General features: G+C 68.1%; 10 protein-coding genes. 2 read left to right on the forward strand and 8 right to left on the reverse strand.

Annotated elements, in window-relative coordinates; translation table 11 throughout:
• Positions 1-2 precede the first annotated feature (2 nt).
• The 6 genes from ACGTNF_RS14215 to efp form a co-directional block, all read right to left on the reverse strand.
• Positions 3-3,353 (reverse strand): hypothetical protein, encoded by a 3,351-nt coding sequence (locus tag ACGTNF_RS14215; protein ID WP_394602239.1) that lies wholly within the window; start codon positions 3,351-3,353, stop codon positions 3-5.
• Positions 3,341-4,213, reverse strand: coding sequence for a DUF4123 domain-containing protein (locus tag ACGTNF_RS14220; protein ID WP_394602240.1), 873 nt, complete (start codon positions 4,211-4,213; stop codon positions 3,341-3,343). The genes ACGTNF_RS14215 and ACGTNF_RS14220 overlap by 13 nt, the downstream gene beginning before the upstream one ends.
• On the reverse strand, positions 4,198-6,330 hold the full coding sequence (locus ACGTNF_RS14225) for a type VI secretion system Vgr family protein (RefSeq protein WP_394602241.1): 2,133 nt from the start codon (positions 6,328-6,330) through the stop codon (positions 4,198-4,200). The genes ACGTNF_RS14220 and ACGTNF_RS14225 overlap by 16 nt, the downstream gene beginning before the upstream one ends.
• 240 nt (positions 6,331-6,570) lie before the next feature.
• A complete protein-coding gene (locus ACGTNF_RS14230) occupies positions 6,571-7,089 on the reverse strand; it encodes an Hcp family type VI secretion system effector (protein ID WP_152478323.1) in 519 nt (172 codons plus the stop codon).
• A 215-nt stretch (positions 7,090-7,304) separates the two neighbouring features.
• Positions 7,305-8,279 (reverse strand): EF-P lysine aminoacylase EpmA, encoded by a 975-nt coding sequence (gene epmA, locus ACGTNF_RS14235; RefSeq protein WP_394602242.1) that lies wholly within the window; start codon positions 8,277-8,279, stop codon positions 7,305-7,307.
• A 211-nt stretch (positions 8,280-8,490) separates the two neighbouring features.
• On the reverse strand, positions 8,491-9,057 hold the full coding sequence (gene efp, locus ACGTNF_RS14240) for an elongation factor P (protein WP_016856108.1): 567 nt from the start codon (positions 9,055-9,057) through the stop codon (positions 8,491-8,493).
• Positions 9,058-9,165: 108 nt separating this feature from the next.
• On the opposite strand from efp, the gene epmB reads away from it, so the two are divergent.
• Positions 9,166-10,191 (forward strand): EF-P beta-lysylation protein EpmB, encoded by a 1,026-nt coding sequence (epmB, locus tag ACGTNF_RS14245; RefSeq protein WP_394602243.1) that lies wholly within the window; start codon positions 9,166-9,168, stop codon positions 10,189-10,191.
• A gap of 15 nt (positions 10,192-10,206) precedes the next feature.
• On the opposite strand, the gene ACGTNF_RS14250 is transcribed toward epmB, so the two are convergent.
• The gene (locus ACGTNF_RS14250; RefSeq protein WP_394602244.1) at positions 10,207-11,163 is read right to left on the reverse strand and encodes an alpha/beta hydrolase; all 957 of its coding nucleotides are present in this window, start codon (positions 11,161-11,163) and stop codon (positions 10,207-10,209) included.
• Positions 11,153-13,318, reverse strand: coding sequence for a TonB-dependent siderophore receptor (locus ACGTNF_RS14255; protein ID WP_394602245.1), 2,166 nt, complete (start codon positions 13,316-13,318; stop codon positions 11,153-11,155). The genes ACGTNF_RS14250 and ACGTNF_RS14255 overlap by 11 nt, the downstream gene beginning before the upstream one ends.
• A 192-nt stretch (positions 13,319-13,510) precedes the next feature.
• Here ACGTNF_RS14255 and ACGTNF_RS14260 point away from each other — a divergent pair, with 192 nt between their 5' ends.
• Complete coding sequence (locus ACGTNF_RS14260; protein WP_394602246.1) at positions 13,511-14,506, forward strand: helix-turn-helix transcriptional regulator; 996 nt, start codon at positions 13,511-13,513, stop codon at positions 14,504-14,506.
• The last annotated feature ends 48 nt before the right edge of the window (positions 14,507-14,554 follow it).

The raw sequence follows: 14,554 nt of genomic DNA on the forward strand, positions 1-14,554 counted from the left end.
CCTTACGACTCCCGGTAGGTTGCATATGTGCCGCCTGGAGTCGTCACCCGTTGGCAGTGGGTATCGATATCTTTCCCCAAGCGATTGGACGAGTTTCCATAGTCAAGTCGTGCTTGAATGGCAGCCTGACTATTTTTGCCCTCTAGCTCCATAAACTGATCCAGTCGATAACGGTTCTCGCAATAGGCCTGTCCGCGAGCTGCCTTATTATCGCGTCCATTATCGTTACCCTCGGCACCGGCATAATCGCCATCGGCCGACATTCGGGCCACGGCCTTCTCGAACAATCGCTGGGCGGCGCTGCGACGATAAGCCCCATCGCGATACCCCTGCTCTATCCACTCCAGGCATTGAGCAATGGCGATCTGCTGCAGATCGATGGCATCGTCATACTCGTCTCCCTTCATATAGCTCCACAGGCTCGGTCGGGTGGCCAGCACGTTCAGCAGCGGCCCCAAGGCCTCGGGGGGAAGGTGCTGTACCCAAGCGGCCAACTGCTTCCGATCACTCCCCGTACGCCGAACGATTACATAAGCCACCATCTCTGCGCGGTCGCTCTGGGTCAGCTGGTTGTAGAGCCGCCGAATGCCGTCCCGGCCACGTGCCGCCAGCAGCCCCACGTCCAGCAGCGTGGTGGTGGCCAGATAAGTCAACTGACTGATGCTATCGAAGGCGTCCTCATCGACCCAGTCGACGAAGCCATAGTCGTTGTCACGCAGGGCCTGGCCGATCATCATCAGCCAGAGATCCAGCTGCTCGAGGTCCAGCTCGACGGCAATCTTCCCGCCCACCGTGACGCCGGCGAACACCTTGGCCTTGGCGTAGGCCACGAACCGGCCATTGCGAAGCCCCAGCCGGAACCCCAGCTCGGCCCCGATGCCCACGCCGATCTCCCCACCCAGCAAGGTCTGGCCGAGGGTGCGCCACTGGTCCAGGTCGCGCCGCTGCGTCTTGAGGCTGAGCCAATCCTGGTCGGCCAGCTGGGGCAGCTGATGGGTGATATCCTCGGGCGGCTGCCAGCGCATCTCACACTGGCTCTGCAACCCGAGCGTCGCGCCGGCGAAGGCCTTGAGGGTCGCACCTTCGGCTTCGCGCTGCGCCCAATCGACGCCGGTCAACTGCAAGCCGTTCTCATTGAACGCCAAACCGGTCTCGGCACCCAGAGCCACGCTGGCACCGGCAAACCCCTTGGCCACCAATTCCATGCGGATGGAGTAGCATCCCATGCTGCGCCTTTCCCCATCGCGGTTGGCTAGGACCGCGTCGAAGGGAACGGCCTCATCCTCCCCTGGAAGATGCAGGGTGCCCAGGCTGATTTCGCCACGGGCAAGGCTCCAGGTGCCCTTGACCTCCCATTGGAAGCCAGCCTTCACCTCGGCGCCATGATCCTGCCCGGCCTGCCAGCCGCCATTCTGCCTTTCCAGGGTTTCCCGCTGCTTTTTCTCGGTGCCCAACTGACCGCCGCTGCTGCTTTCCACCTCGACGTCGAACAGCTCCAGGCTGGCGTCGCGCTCGAACAGCGTCAGTGATTCGTCAAACTCGTGGGAGAGCGCCTGATTCAGCTCCCCGTGTGGCATCCCGACCAAGCGCAGCATCTGCGCCTGGGCACTGGCGTCGAACAGGCGCAGGGTCTCGCGAGCCGGGCCGGTGAACAGCATCCGTTGCAGGGCCTCGCCCCATTGCGACCTGGCGCCTTCGTCCTGCAGCGAGGCCACCTCATACGCCTGATCGTCGAGATACCGGAAGAACGCCTCCGGCCGGAAGAACCCAAGGCCTTCATCGAACCACTCGGCCCGCCGCTCGATCTTCTCGCAACCCTGCCCCTCCAGCCATTGCGACAAGGCGGTTTCCGGGGCCTCCCACAACGTGGCCGGCAGTGCCCCGTCCGCCTCCAGTTGGCGATTCAATTGCTGTCGCTCGTCTTCGCTCATGTCTCGCTGGAGCTGATGCAGGCTGAGGTGGCTCAGCGCACGCGCCCCCTGGGGCGAGCTGAACTCGCGCAGGGGAAAATCCTTGCGTACCAGCACATCGATGCTCTGCTTCTCGTACCCCAGCGCATGGCGCTGATCCTCTAGATCGGCCTGCCAGAACAGCACACGCTGCGGCTGCATGGCCGCCACCGCCTGGTTGGCCGTGGCGTAAAGCGCATCAAGCTGTGAGGTCAGATGCTCGAAGCGGCGCCGCTCCTGAGCGAAGAGGTGCATCGGCAGGGAGGCATTACCAGCGGTGGCGGTCGTCCACTCCTCCAACCTGGCCTCGACGTCGTCGTGGATCTCCACCGCTTCCTTGAGCAGGCGGTTGTAGTGATTGAAGGCATCGATGCCGGGATCGAGGTCCGCTCTCGAGGTCTTGAGCGCTGGATCCGCCAAGGCCCACTCGGGAGTGGCGATGCCCAGCGTCGCGAGCGCCACGATACTGTCCCGGTAGGCCTTGATATCCTCGTTCATCAACTCGACGCGCTCGGAGAAGTAGTCGACGAGCGCCGTGCAACGGGACGAGTCCTTGGGAGACATGCTTTCGCAGTCGGCGAGAAAGTCTTGGTATTCCTTGAGGGCTTCCTGGAGGGGGAGCAACTCGCCAGGCTGAGTCACAGAGATAGCGTCGCCCAAGACCCTCGCTCGACAGAGGCGATAGGTTTCCAGCGCCTCGGTGATATCGTCCTCCCAGGGCCCGTAGTAGCGGCTCCCATCGATGACGTAGCCTTGCGCCTGTGCCCGCTCGCTTCCCTTGCGATAGAGCGCATTCAGTTCATCGAGTAGCTGCGTTTCTTCGGGATGTTGAGCCCGCTCATGATAGTAGGAGATCGACACGATCAGCGGGGATACCCAAAACCAGTCAGTCTCGGTCAGGCGTTCGTGCTCGGCCACGCGACGGGCGGCATCCCCCTCGGCCTCTCCGCTAAGCTCGGCCAAGCGACTCAACATGTTACGGCATTGTTGTCGCTCGCCCTCGTTGAGGAAGTTTTCCGGCCGCGCTGGCAAAAAACACTCCATCAAACCGGCGTCATCGTTCAAGTGAACCTGCCGCGCCTCCGGATCTTCCACTGCGACCCAACCCGCTAGCTCGTCTGCCGCTTCATGCAGTGACTCGGCGACGCTCTGCGTCAATAGCCAGAAGGTACCAGTGCCGGTCAGGTAGAGAATATCGGCCCAAGCATCGTCTTCACAGGGATGCGGGGCGGCTTCCTGTATTTCTCCGCCTGCCGGGGGCGGTGGTTCGAAAAGCGGCAACTGAAGCACTTTGCACTCTAGCGACGAGGAGACAGCGGAAGACTCCGCCGCGATCCAGTCACCGGGCTTGGGCCGACCGAACGAGTCCGCCGTTTGATCGTTATCCCTGATCACATCGTCCATGCGTGCGTGTTCCTATCCTGTGCCTGAAGCATCTCGATGCGTTCGCGAAGGGCCTTGACCTTGCGCCAGGCCGGCTGGCCCGAGCCGAGGATCTCGCGGCTTTCCTCGCTCTCGCGCCATGCCGCCCGCTGCACGTAGGGCAGCAGGCCCTCCAGGTGGCGGGCCCGGGTGATGCCGTGGCGGTTGAGCAAGGCCAGCCCTTCCAGCCAGTCGGCGTCGACCTCGTCGAGCCGAACCCCCAGCCGCTCGGCCAGGAACCAGGCCTGGGGGGCCGCCTTCAGCGCCGCCTCCATGTCGGGCGTCAGCCGCCGCGAGGCGTCGAGCGCATCGTTCGTCTCGGGGCGCTGCCAGGCCTGCCAGTGTCCTTGGGGCGTGGGGCTGGCGAGTTCGCCGAGCGGCGCCAGCACATGCGCCAGCGTCGCGGGCTCAGCGCTGGCCAGCAGGGCGGTCAGGGCCACCGGATCCTGCAGGTTGACCAGCGACTGCCCCCCATGCGGATCGTCCCAGACGAACAGGCCCTGCAGGTGGGCGACCAGCTCGGCAAAGGGTGTCGTCGGTAACGGCTGACAGCACCAGCCCAGGCGGCGTTCCCGACACAGCGCCTCGCCGACGCGCCAGGCGTCGCTGCCGGCCTCGAGCCACAGCGCCCAGGGGCCGGCCTCCTGCAGCGGGGCCAGCGGCGTGACGGCGAACAGCGGCACGTGTTCATGGATACCCTCATGGCCCAGCAGTGCGCGGCTCGCCTCGGAGGCGCGGCGCTGGTCGAGGACCATCACCAGGGGGCGTTCGGTCGACAGCCAGGCCTCGGGCTCGCCGCTGAGGTAGGCCCGCTCGGGCAGGCGCGCTAGCCAGCCATGCATGGGCAATCCTCCCGGCTGCACTGGGTCTCGCTGATCTTGCCGCACAGTGGCATCAACGCCGCTTCCGAGAGCTTGTAATCGAGCAGCGGAGGCAGCGCGATGGGGGCGATCGCTTCATGCACCTCCGGCTCGGCATGGCCGGGCCGCAGCGGCGCCTGGGCGCCCTGCCCGGTGCCGCTGCCGGGACTGCCGCCGGCGTTCACCTTGATGCTGGGGCCGACGATGGTGATGCCGCCGCCGTCGATCTTGAGGAAGCTGCCGCCGGCCTTGAGGGTCAGCTCGCTGCCGGCTTCCATTACCACCTTCTGGCCGGCCTTGATGTGCAGCTCGCGGCCGCTCTCGGTGAGCCAGGCCTGGCCGGCGCTGAGGTGCAGGCTGCCGTCGATGGTCAGGTGCTGGGCGCCGTCGCTCTTCTCGCGCCGCTCGCCGTGCACGCTGTGGTGGTCGTCGCGATCGATCTCGGCGATGCGGTCGCGCTCAATCTTGAGATCGCTGTCGCGGCGGATCTCCTCGGTGCGGTCGTTCTCGGTCAGCAGTTCCAGGTCCTTCTGGGCGTGTACCCAGATCTGCTCCTGGTCGTGCTGGTCCTCGAAGCGCAGCTCGTTGAAGCCCTCGCCCTGGTGGGTCTGGGTGCGCAGCACGGTGCGCGTCTTGTGCTCCGGCAGCGAATACGGCGGCGTATTGACCGCGTGGTAGGTGCGCCCGGTGATCAGCGGCTGGTCCGGGTCGCCCTCCAGGAAGGAGACGATCACCTCGTGGCCGATACGCGGGATCGCCATCATGCCGTAGCCGCCGCCGGCCCAGTCCTGGCTCACGCGCAGCCAGGCGCTGGCGGTCTCGTTGGGCTCGGCGTAGCGGTCCCAGGGGAACTGGCAGCGCACCCGGCCGTGCTCGTCGCAGTGGATCTCCTCGCCCTCGGGGCCGACCACGAAGGCGACCTGGGGGCCGTCGATGCGCGGCTTGGGCCGGGGTTCGGGGCGCCAGGCGGCGTCGTCCGGGGTCAGGCTCAGGGTGTTGTGGTAGCGGGTCATGGCTTCCGAGCCTGTCTTCCCACCTTGGCCCCGCAGGCCTTGCGCCTGAGCGGCATCTTCCTCGAGGGCCTGGGGCTGCTCGCCCTGGTGGACCACCTTGATGACCTGCCAGCCGCGATTGAACTCGGCCACGTCATGATCGGCCAGGGTGAAGCGCGCGCCCGGAGCCAGTTCCGGCAGATCGCTCTCGCCGTCGAGGGTCAGGGCGTCGTGGCGCAGGTGCTCGAGCCGGTGGCGGGTGAAGGCCCGGCCCGAGGCGTCGGCCTTGTAGCGGCCCGGATAGTCGTAGTGCTCGTAGTCCGTCCGCTGCGAGTGGGCGTCCAGCCCCGCGGCTTCCCGATCGTGCAGCTGAGCCTGATGTAACTGTGAATAGGCCGGCTGCTTGAACGAGTAGTCCTTGAGCTGGGCCCGGGCCGGGCGCACCCGAGCGGTCTGGGTCAGCCGCCGCAGGTGGCGCTGGGGCGGCGTGCCGCCGGCGCGGTGATGATAGCGGCGCTCGCCGAGGCCGGTGAGCACCTGGGGGTCGTCGGCGAACACCAGCCGGTGGGCGCCGAGGTCCGCATCTTCGAATTCATGGAAATAGAACAGTCCTTCCTCGGCGGCCAGGCGCTCGAGGAACTCGAGGTCGGTCTCGCGATACTGCACGCAGTACTCGCGCTCGGCCGGCTCGCGGGTCACCGCGAAGGCCACGTCGGTCAGGCCGCGCTCCTCGCACAGGGTGTTGAGGATGGTCAGCGGCGAGACGCGCTGGAAGATGCGCGAGTTCTGGCGCAGCGAGAGCCGCCACAGCGAGGGGCGGATCACCACCTCGTAGAAGCTGCGGCGATGGCCGCGGTCGCCGCGGCCGAATTCGGCCACGATGCCGTGGACCCGGCGCTGGGCCACGCCGTCCTGCCACACGGTCAGGCTCGCCGGTCGATCGAGCAGCGATGCCGACGAGAGGTCGGCGGCCCGGCTGGCGAAGCGCACCCGCAGGTGGAAGGGCGCCGAGAGCGCCTCTTCATGGGTGAAGTCGACGACGGCCAGGTCGGCCCTCTCGGCCCCCGCGAGGCTGAGGGTGAACTGCAGTCCATTGGCCTGGGTCATGGCATCCCTCCTGGAGGCCGTGTCCGTTCCTTGGGTCACCGGCCGCGAAGGGCCGGCGAAAGGGGTAGGTTACGCGAGTGCGGCGCCGACACAAGTCGAACGGCGGCATGGCTCAGGGCTCGCCTGACGGACGAGAACGACCAGCGCTGAGACATGCCGCCGCCAGGGCCGAGGCCCTGGCGACGAAGACGGTGCCCGCCGGCGCGAGCATGGGCGGGGCACCGCCGGGGCGCGAGGCGATCAGGCCTCGATCGGGGCGCGCCAGTCGTCGGAACCGGAGGTGCCGGCGACGGTGTGCTCCCAGTCGATCTTGCGGTAGGCCAGGGACACGTCCATCAGCTGGGTGAACTCGGAGCTGTTGGAATCCTGGGCGTGGGGCATGCGCAGGTTGATGTCGACGATGGTGGCGTCGGTCAGCGAGGTGGTGAAGAAGTGCTCCTGCTTGCCCTCGACGGAGGTGCGGTACCACTTCAGCTCGACGTTCGGCAGCATCTCGCCGGAGGCCAGGGCGTTGTACATCAGCGGCACGGCCTTGTTCAGGGCCACGGTGAAGATGAACGGCTTGTGGGCGCGCTGGCCGGCGGGCTGGCCGGACTGCGGGTCGGTCGGCACGGTGACGATGTGCTTGAATTCCTGCACCAGCATCTGGTCCTCGTGGCCCTCGACGTAGATGTTGCCGACGGACTCGGGGGTGAAGGCACCGGCGGTGATGTTGCCCTGGGTCTGGCCTTCGATGCTGATATAACACGGCGTAGGCATGTGTCTGCTCCTTGACGATGAATGACGATGTCCGATGGACGTCTATAAGGAGCATGTCTGGGGCCACAACACACACACCCATTTAAAATCAGTCTGTTATGAAAAAATCGCCGCGCAAGACTCACTATGGTTAGGCAAGATCTTGCCCGGATCGAGCAAGAAGTTGCCCAGCGGGCAAGAAGTTGCCTGGCCCTCTCAGGCTCCGCCGGATCCACTCAGGCCCTTGGCGTGGCGAAGGCCATCACCTCGGCCACGCTCGCCCTGCCCTGCGCCAGCTGGAACAGGCGATCGAGCCCCAGGGCCACGCCGCTGCCCGCCGGCATGCCGGCCTCCAGCGCGGCCAGCAGGCGCTCGTCGACGTCGACCTCGGCCAGGCCGGCGGCGCGGCGGGCGGCGTTGTCCTCCTCGAAGCGGGCGCGCTGCTCCGCGGCGTCGGTGAGCTCGTCGTAGCCGTTGGCGAGCTCGAGGCCGTGCCGGTAGACCTCGAAGCGCGAGGCGACCCACTCGCCGTCCTCCGGGTCTTGGTGGCGCCTGGCCAGCGCCGCCTGGCTGGCCGGGTAGTCCACCACCACGTCGATGCCATCGCGGCCCAGGTGCGGCTCGATGGACAGGCTGATCAACAGGTCGAGGCAGTCGTCGCGCGAGGCCGTGGCCATGTCGAGCCCGCCGGTCTCGGCGGCCCGGCGGCGCAGGGCATCGAGCGGTTCGCGAAAGGGATCGAGCCCGAGGTGTTCGCGAAACAGCTCGCGGTAGCGACGACGGCGCAGCGGGCCGGGATCGGACGGCAGCACCCGGCGGATCAGGGCATCGGTCTCGGCGATCAGGCCGTCCAGGTCGAGGCCCGGGCGGTACCACTCCAGCATGCTGAACTCGAGGTTGTGGCGCCCGCCCACCTCGCCGTCGCGGAAGCTGCGGGCGATCTGGAAGATCGGCCCGCTGCCGGCGGCCAGCAGCCGCTTCATGTGGAATTCCGGCGAGGTCTGCAGCCACAGCCGCTCGCGACCGGCCGGCGTCACCGCCTCGCAGCACAGCGAGGCCAGGTGCACGTCGGTGCTGCCGCCATGGCCGAGCACCGGCGTCTCCACCTCCCACACCTCGCGCTCGGCGAAGAAGGCCCGCACCTCGGCCATCAGCCGCGCCCGCTCGCGCAGCGTCGCGATCTCGGCGGTGGGCCGCCAATCAATGGTCATCGATCTTTCTCCACAAACGACAAAGGCCCCGGCGTAGGGGCCTTTGTAGAATACCTTGTTACTTGAGCGATCCACCGGCAACGCGGCTTTCCCGAGGGCAGGCCTTTGCGGAGGCGCTGCGACCCCTCCCTGGGCGCTACCGATGCCATCCATGGCATAGGACCTCCGCGCCGGCCTGCCCTCGGCGCCGCTCAGTGCATCACTTCAGGCGTCAGGCGCGGGAGACATACTCACCGGAGCGCGTATCGACCTTCAGCACCTCGCCCTGGTTGATGAACAGCGGTACGCGCACCACGGCGCCGGAGGACAGGGTCGCCGGCTTGGAGCCGCCCTGGGCGGTGTCACCCTTGAGGCCGGGGTCGGTCTCGGTGACCTCGAGCTCGATGAAGTTCGGCGGGGTCACGGCGATGGCGTTGTCGTTCCACAGGGTCACGGTGTAGACCACCTGCTCCTTGAGCCACTTGTCGGTCTCGCCCAGCGCCTTCTTCTCGACGGCGTACTGTTCGAAGGAGCCGTCGGTCTTCATGAAGTGCCACATGTCGCCGTCGGTGTAGACGTACTCCATGTCCAGCTCGAGCACGTCGGCGCCTTCCAGGGACTCGCCGGACTTGAAGGTGCGCTCCCAGACGCGGCCGGTCATCAGGTTGCGCAGCTTGACGCGGTTGAAGGCCTGGCCCTTGCCCGGCTTGACGTAGTCGTTCTCGAGGATGGCGCAGGGGTCGCCATCCAGCATGACCTTCAGACCGCCCTTGAATTCGTTGGTAGAATAGTTCGCCATGATGATCGTTCCATATTCCAGCGCGTCGGTGGCCGAAGCCGCGGACGCGAGCAAGCAAATGACAGTGGCCGAGGGGCAAGCCCTCGGCCGCCTCGAAGTGTGCCCCGCATGATAACCCGAAGCCCGATTCCTTTGCAGTGCCGGCCCGCCACGCCGGCGCCCGGCGCCTGGCAGGCGCAGCTGGCCGGCGCGATCCGCGACCCGCACGCCCTGTGCCGCCGCCTGGGCCTCGCCCCCGAGTGGGTGTCCGGCGCCGAGGCCGGCCATGCGCTGTTCGAGGTGCGTGTGCCGGAGGCCTATCTCGCCCGCATCCGACCCGGCGATCCAAGCGACCCGCTGCTGCGCCAGGTGCTGCCGCTCGGCGAGGAGGCCGACGCCGCGCCCGGTTTCGTCGCCGACCCGCTCGAGGAGGCCGACCATACCCAGAAGCGCGGGCTGATCCACAAGTACGCCGGCCGGGTGCTGTTGATCGCGAGCCCCGCCTGCGCGGTGAACTGCCGCTACTGCTTCCGCCGCCACTTCCCGTATGAAGAGAACGCGCCCTCGCGGGCCCAGTGGGAGGAGACGCTGTCCTACCTGCGCGACGATACCTCCATCGTTGAGGCGATTCTCTCCGGCGGCGACCCGCTGGCGGCCAGCGACCGCCAGCTTTCCTGGCTGGTCGAACGGCTGGAGGCCATCCCGCACCTCCGGCGGCTGCGGATCCACACCCGGCTGCCGGTGGTGATCCCCGACCGCATCGACGGCGCCCTGCTCGACTGGCTCGGCGGCACGCGGCTGCAGAAGGTCATGGTGCTGCACATCAACCACGCCCGGGAAATCGACGAGGCGGTGGTCGAGGCCTGCCGACGGCTGCAGGCCGCGGGCGTGACCCTGCTCAACCAGAGCGTGCTGCTGCGAGGCGTCAACGACGACGTCGCGTCGCTGGCCGAGCTCTCCGAGCGGCTGTTCGAGGCCGGCATCCTGCCCTACTACCTGCACGTGCTGGACCCGGTGGCCGGCGCCGCCCACTTCGACGTGAGCGACGAGGCGGCCCGGGCGCTGGTCGCCGAGCTGCGCCGGCACCTGCCCGGCTTCCTGATGCCGACGCTGGTCCGCGAGGTGCCGGGCGAGGCCAGCAAGACGCCGCTGTAAGCCCGGCGGCGGCAATCAGGGCGAGTGCAGGAAGGCCAGCGCCGCCCGGGTCGCCGGCCACATCACGCTGCCATGATCCTCGCCCGGAAACACCGAGAACCCGACGCGCCAGCCCGGCCGATGCACGGCCAGCCAGTCGGCGAAACGCCGGGCGTTGTCGATCATGGCCCGCTCGCGCAGCCGCTCGGCCCGCGGCGTGCCGAGATCGCCCTCGCCCGGCGTCTGCTCGTCCCCGCCGACGCCGAGCATCACCCGCGGCGCCTCGCCGTCCTCGCGCTCCAACGCGCCGAGGGCCGCCAGATGCGCCAGCGGTGCCTCGCCGTACCACCACAGCGACGGGCTGATGGCGATATAGCGCGCAAAGCGGGTCGGACGCGTCATCAGCGCATGCACCGTCAGCAGCCCGCCGTAGGAGTGTCCGAACAGCGCCTCGCGTGCGGTATCGACCGGGAAACGCGACGCGATCTCCGGCTTGAGCCGCGACTCGATGAAGTCCAGGAAGGCATCCGCCCCGCCGTGCCTGTCGTCGGCCTCGTCACGCCCCGCTACCGCCGGGGTGTAGTCGAGGGCACGGCGTTCGAGGTCGAAGCGCCGGGTGTCGGGATAGCCGATGGCGACGATCAGCCATGGGCTGCCGTCGCCATTCGGGCCCCGCCGCGTCAGGGTGTCGCGCGCGGCCTGCACCAGCGGCAGCCGCGCGTTGCCGTCGAGCAGGTAGAGCACCGGGTAGCCGCCCGCCGGCGGCGGCGCGTCGGGCAGCGACACCTGGATCAGGTAGTCGCCACCGGTCTCGGCCGAGGCCAGGCTGAACTCGCGCGACCCGGGCAGCGTCACGCCGGGTGGCGTCGCCCCCTGGGCCATGCTCGCCACCGCCCAGCACAGCGCCAGCAGCCCCGTTGACAGGGCCGCTCGCAGGGAAGCCGGGCACCACGGCATGCCGTGGTGCCCGGCGTCGAACGACTCAGAAGTCATAGCGCAGCGAGGCGACGACGCTGGCGGGCGCCCCGGCCATGTTGAAGGTGCTCACCCCGCCGACGCGATTGTAGTAATCGCGGTCCAGCAGGTTGTGGACGTTGAGCTGGCCGCTCAGGTTGGCGCCGAAGTCGTAGCCGACCATGGCGTCGACCACCGCATAGCCCGGCGCCTCGACGCCGCTGCTGGAGGCGAAGTCGCTCATCGCGGTGACCCCCCCGCCGAGGCTCAGGCCGTCCAGCGCGCCACCCTCGAAGCCGTACTGGGTCCACAGGTTGACGACGCTGTGGGGCATCAGCAGGAAGACCCCGTCGTCACGGGTGGTGGAGGCCTGCTGCACCTCGGTATCCAGATAGGTGTAGCCGGCGATCAGGTCCCATTGCTCGGTCAGACTGCCCGTCACCTCGAACTCGGCGCCCTGGATGCGCATCTTGCCCACCCCGACCACATAGTCGGCGCCGGGATCGTCCGGCGTGGCCGCCCGATTCTCGTCCTCTAGCCGGAAGGCGCTGACCCGGGCGTTCAGCGCACCGCCGAGATAGCTGCCCTTGATGCCGACCTCGAACTGTTCGCCCTCGCGCGGTTCGAGCAGATCGCCATCGGCATCACTTGAAGTCTGCGGCTTGAACACCTGTGAGTAGCTGGCATAGATCGAGTGGCTGGCGTCGAGGTCGTAGACCAGGCCGGCATAGGGCGTGAATTCCTCGTCGCTGCGGCTCTGGCGGTCGTCCGCCACGTGATCCGTCAGCTCGACGTCGTAGTGGCTCAGCCGCCCGCCGGCGATCAGCGCCAGCGATGCCACGGGGCGCAGGGTCAGCTTGCCGTAGAGACCGCTCTCCTCGAGGGTGGTCTCGGTGTCGCCGTAGCTGTAGCCGCTCTGGCCGGCCCGCGCGGCGTCGAGCACGTCGACGTAGGCCAGATCGTTGAGCCCCTCGAGGGTGACGGAGGAGGACGTCATGCTGCGTGCGCGCCCCGTCTGGGTCTCGGTGTCGTAGCGCTTGTGGTCGCTGCCGACCACGAACTCGCTGACGCTGCCGAAGGCCGAGAACGGCTGGCTGTAGCTGGCATCCAGCGACAGTGCCTGCTGCTCGACCCTGCCGGCGGCGCCGGCCACGCTCAGCGTGTCGTTCTCGTCGAGGGCGCTGCCGCCGAAGGCGTAGTTGTAGTCGGCTTCGCGGTCGGCGTAGCGCGCGGCGAGGCGCCCGACGCCGCCCCCCTCGAAGCGATGGGTCAGCTCGGCGATCCAGTCGTCGGAGCGGCTCTCGAAATCGTTCCAGTCGGCACCGTAGAAGTCCGAGCGATCGCCGTACAGGAGCTCGCCGTCGCTGCCCACCGGCTGGCCGTTGTTGACCACGATGTCCTTGCGATGGTGCAGGAAGCCGAGCCCCAGGGTGGTCGCCTCGTCGAGATCGATGTCCAGCGCCGCATAGAGATCATCCTGATCGTTGTCGTTCTGGTCGACGAAACGGGCGTGCTCGGTGTGATCGACGACCAGCCGGCCGCGGATGCGTCCGGCGGCATCGACCGGTCCCGCCACATCGACCTGGGCGCCCCGTCGATCATCGGTTCCGACGCTGCCGGTGACGTGCCCCTGGAACTCGCGGGTCGGGCGCTTGCGCACCAGGTTGACGATGCCGCCCATCTCGCTGGTGCTGTTGAACAGCCCCGAGGGCCCGCGCATGATCTCGACCCGGTCGAAGGCCGCCAGCGACGGCACCGAGCCGGTGATGCTCGACATCGGGGCCGGCAGGCCATCGATGTTGTACTCGTCGTATTCGTAGCCGCGGGCATAGATCGACGAACGGCCGTTGTCGTTGGAGAGCACCCGCATGCCCGGCGTGCGTCGCCCCAGTTCGTCCAGGGTGGCGAAGCCCTGGTCCTCGATGGCGTCGCGCGTCACCACGCTCACCGACTGCGGAATATCGCGCAGTGCGGCCGGCGTCTTGGTGCCGACGGTGGCGGCATCGATGCCATAGCCGCCGGTCGTCTCGGAGGGCAGCATCTCGTAGAGCCGGTTGCCCTCGACCGTGATGGTGTCGAGGCGCGCGGCCTCCTCGATCGACTGAGCCAGCGCGGTCTGGGCAAATCCCATCAGGGCCAGCGTACCGCCCAGCAGCGCCTTGGAGCGGAAGGTGTCGCCTTCTCGTATGATCATGTCACGTTCCCTTGTCGTGCCTTCGAGCCGCGCGGCGCCATTCTCAAATGAGAATGCGTTACACTAGCGGCGGAAGGGCATTATGTCAGCGACCCCCGCCCGTCGCCTTTGCGCCTCGGGCGAATGGCTTTGCAAACACCGCGAACCGGCGCTTCGGCGATGCGCCCGGCCGCTGTCGACGAGAGAGACCCCATGGGAGAGACCGCCTTCGATCACGGCATCGACGCCAGGCAGCTGCGCGATCTGTCCGCGCCGCTGGTCCGCCACCAGCGGCTCGACGCCCCGGACTGGGATCGTCGCACCGCCCTGCTCGACGGCCATATGCGCGTCGCCGAGATGCAGCCGGGCATGCGCCTGCGACTGGCCGAGGTCCGGGATCGCTTCGGCCTCACCAGCCGGGCGGAACTGCCGGCCGGCCTCAAGATCGCCCTGGTGATCGATGGCACGGCCCGGGTGCGCTATGGCGCCGATGAGGTCCACCTGGGCCCCGAGGCGAGCGCCACCGGCGTGGTGGTCAGCCTGCCCCGGGCCACGACCTTCGCCCGCCTCGGCCGGGCCGGCGACTTCGAGCGCACCCTGACCCTCGGCCTGTCGCCGCACTGGCTGGCGCGTCACGGTCAGGGTGACATCCTCGATACCGCCCCCGACGCCATGCCGCGACTGCGTCACTGGACACCGTCACCGGGCCTGCTGACCCTGGCGGCACAGCTGTTCGCGCCGGAACGGCTGGCGCGAGACGATGCCGCTCATCATCTACAGCTGAGTGGCCTGGCCATGGCGATGGCCGGCGAGGCGCTGGCCGTGGCGCGCCCGACGATGCCGCTTCCCGAGCGGCTCGAGGCATCGCACAGCGCCCCCGTCGACCGCCGCCTGGCACGGCTGATGGCGATGGTCGACGACGGCCAGGCCCGGGGCGCCACCCAGGACGACCTGGCCCGGCGACTGGGCATGAGCCTGAGCAACCTTCAGCGCCGCTTCCGCGCCCAGCAGGGCGAATCCCTCGGACGCTTCCTGCGCCGCCATCACCTGACGCTGGCCCGCGATGCCCTGATCCGCGAGGGCGCCAGCGTCGAGGCGGCCGCCGCACTGGCCGGCTATACCCGCGCCCCCAACTTCGCGACTGCCTTCAAGCGAGAGTTCGGCCTCACGCCGAGCGAATGCCGGGCCGGTGCGAGCGCCTCGGCCTGATCGCGCCGACGGGACGCCACGAAAAAAACCCCGCCGAGCGAACTCGAC

Origin of the sequence: Halomonas sp. B23F22_10, assembly GCF_043496975.1 — a bacterium.
Taxonomy (GTDB): domain Bacteria; phylum Pseudomonadota; class Gammaproteobacteria; order Pseudomonadales; family Halomonadaceae; genus Halomonas; species Halomonas smyrnensis.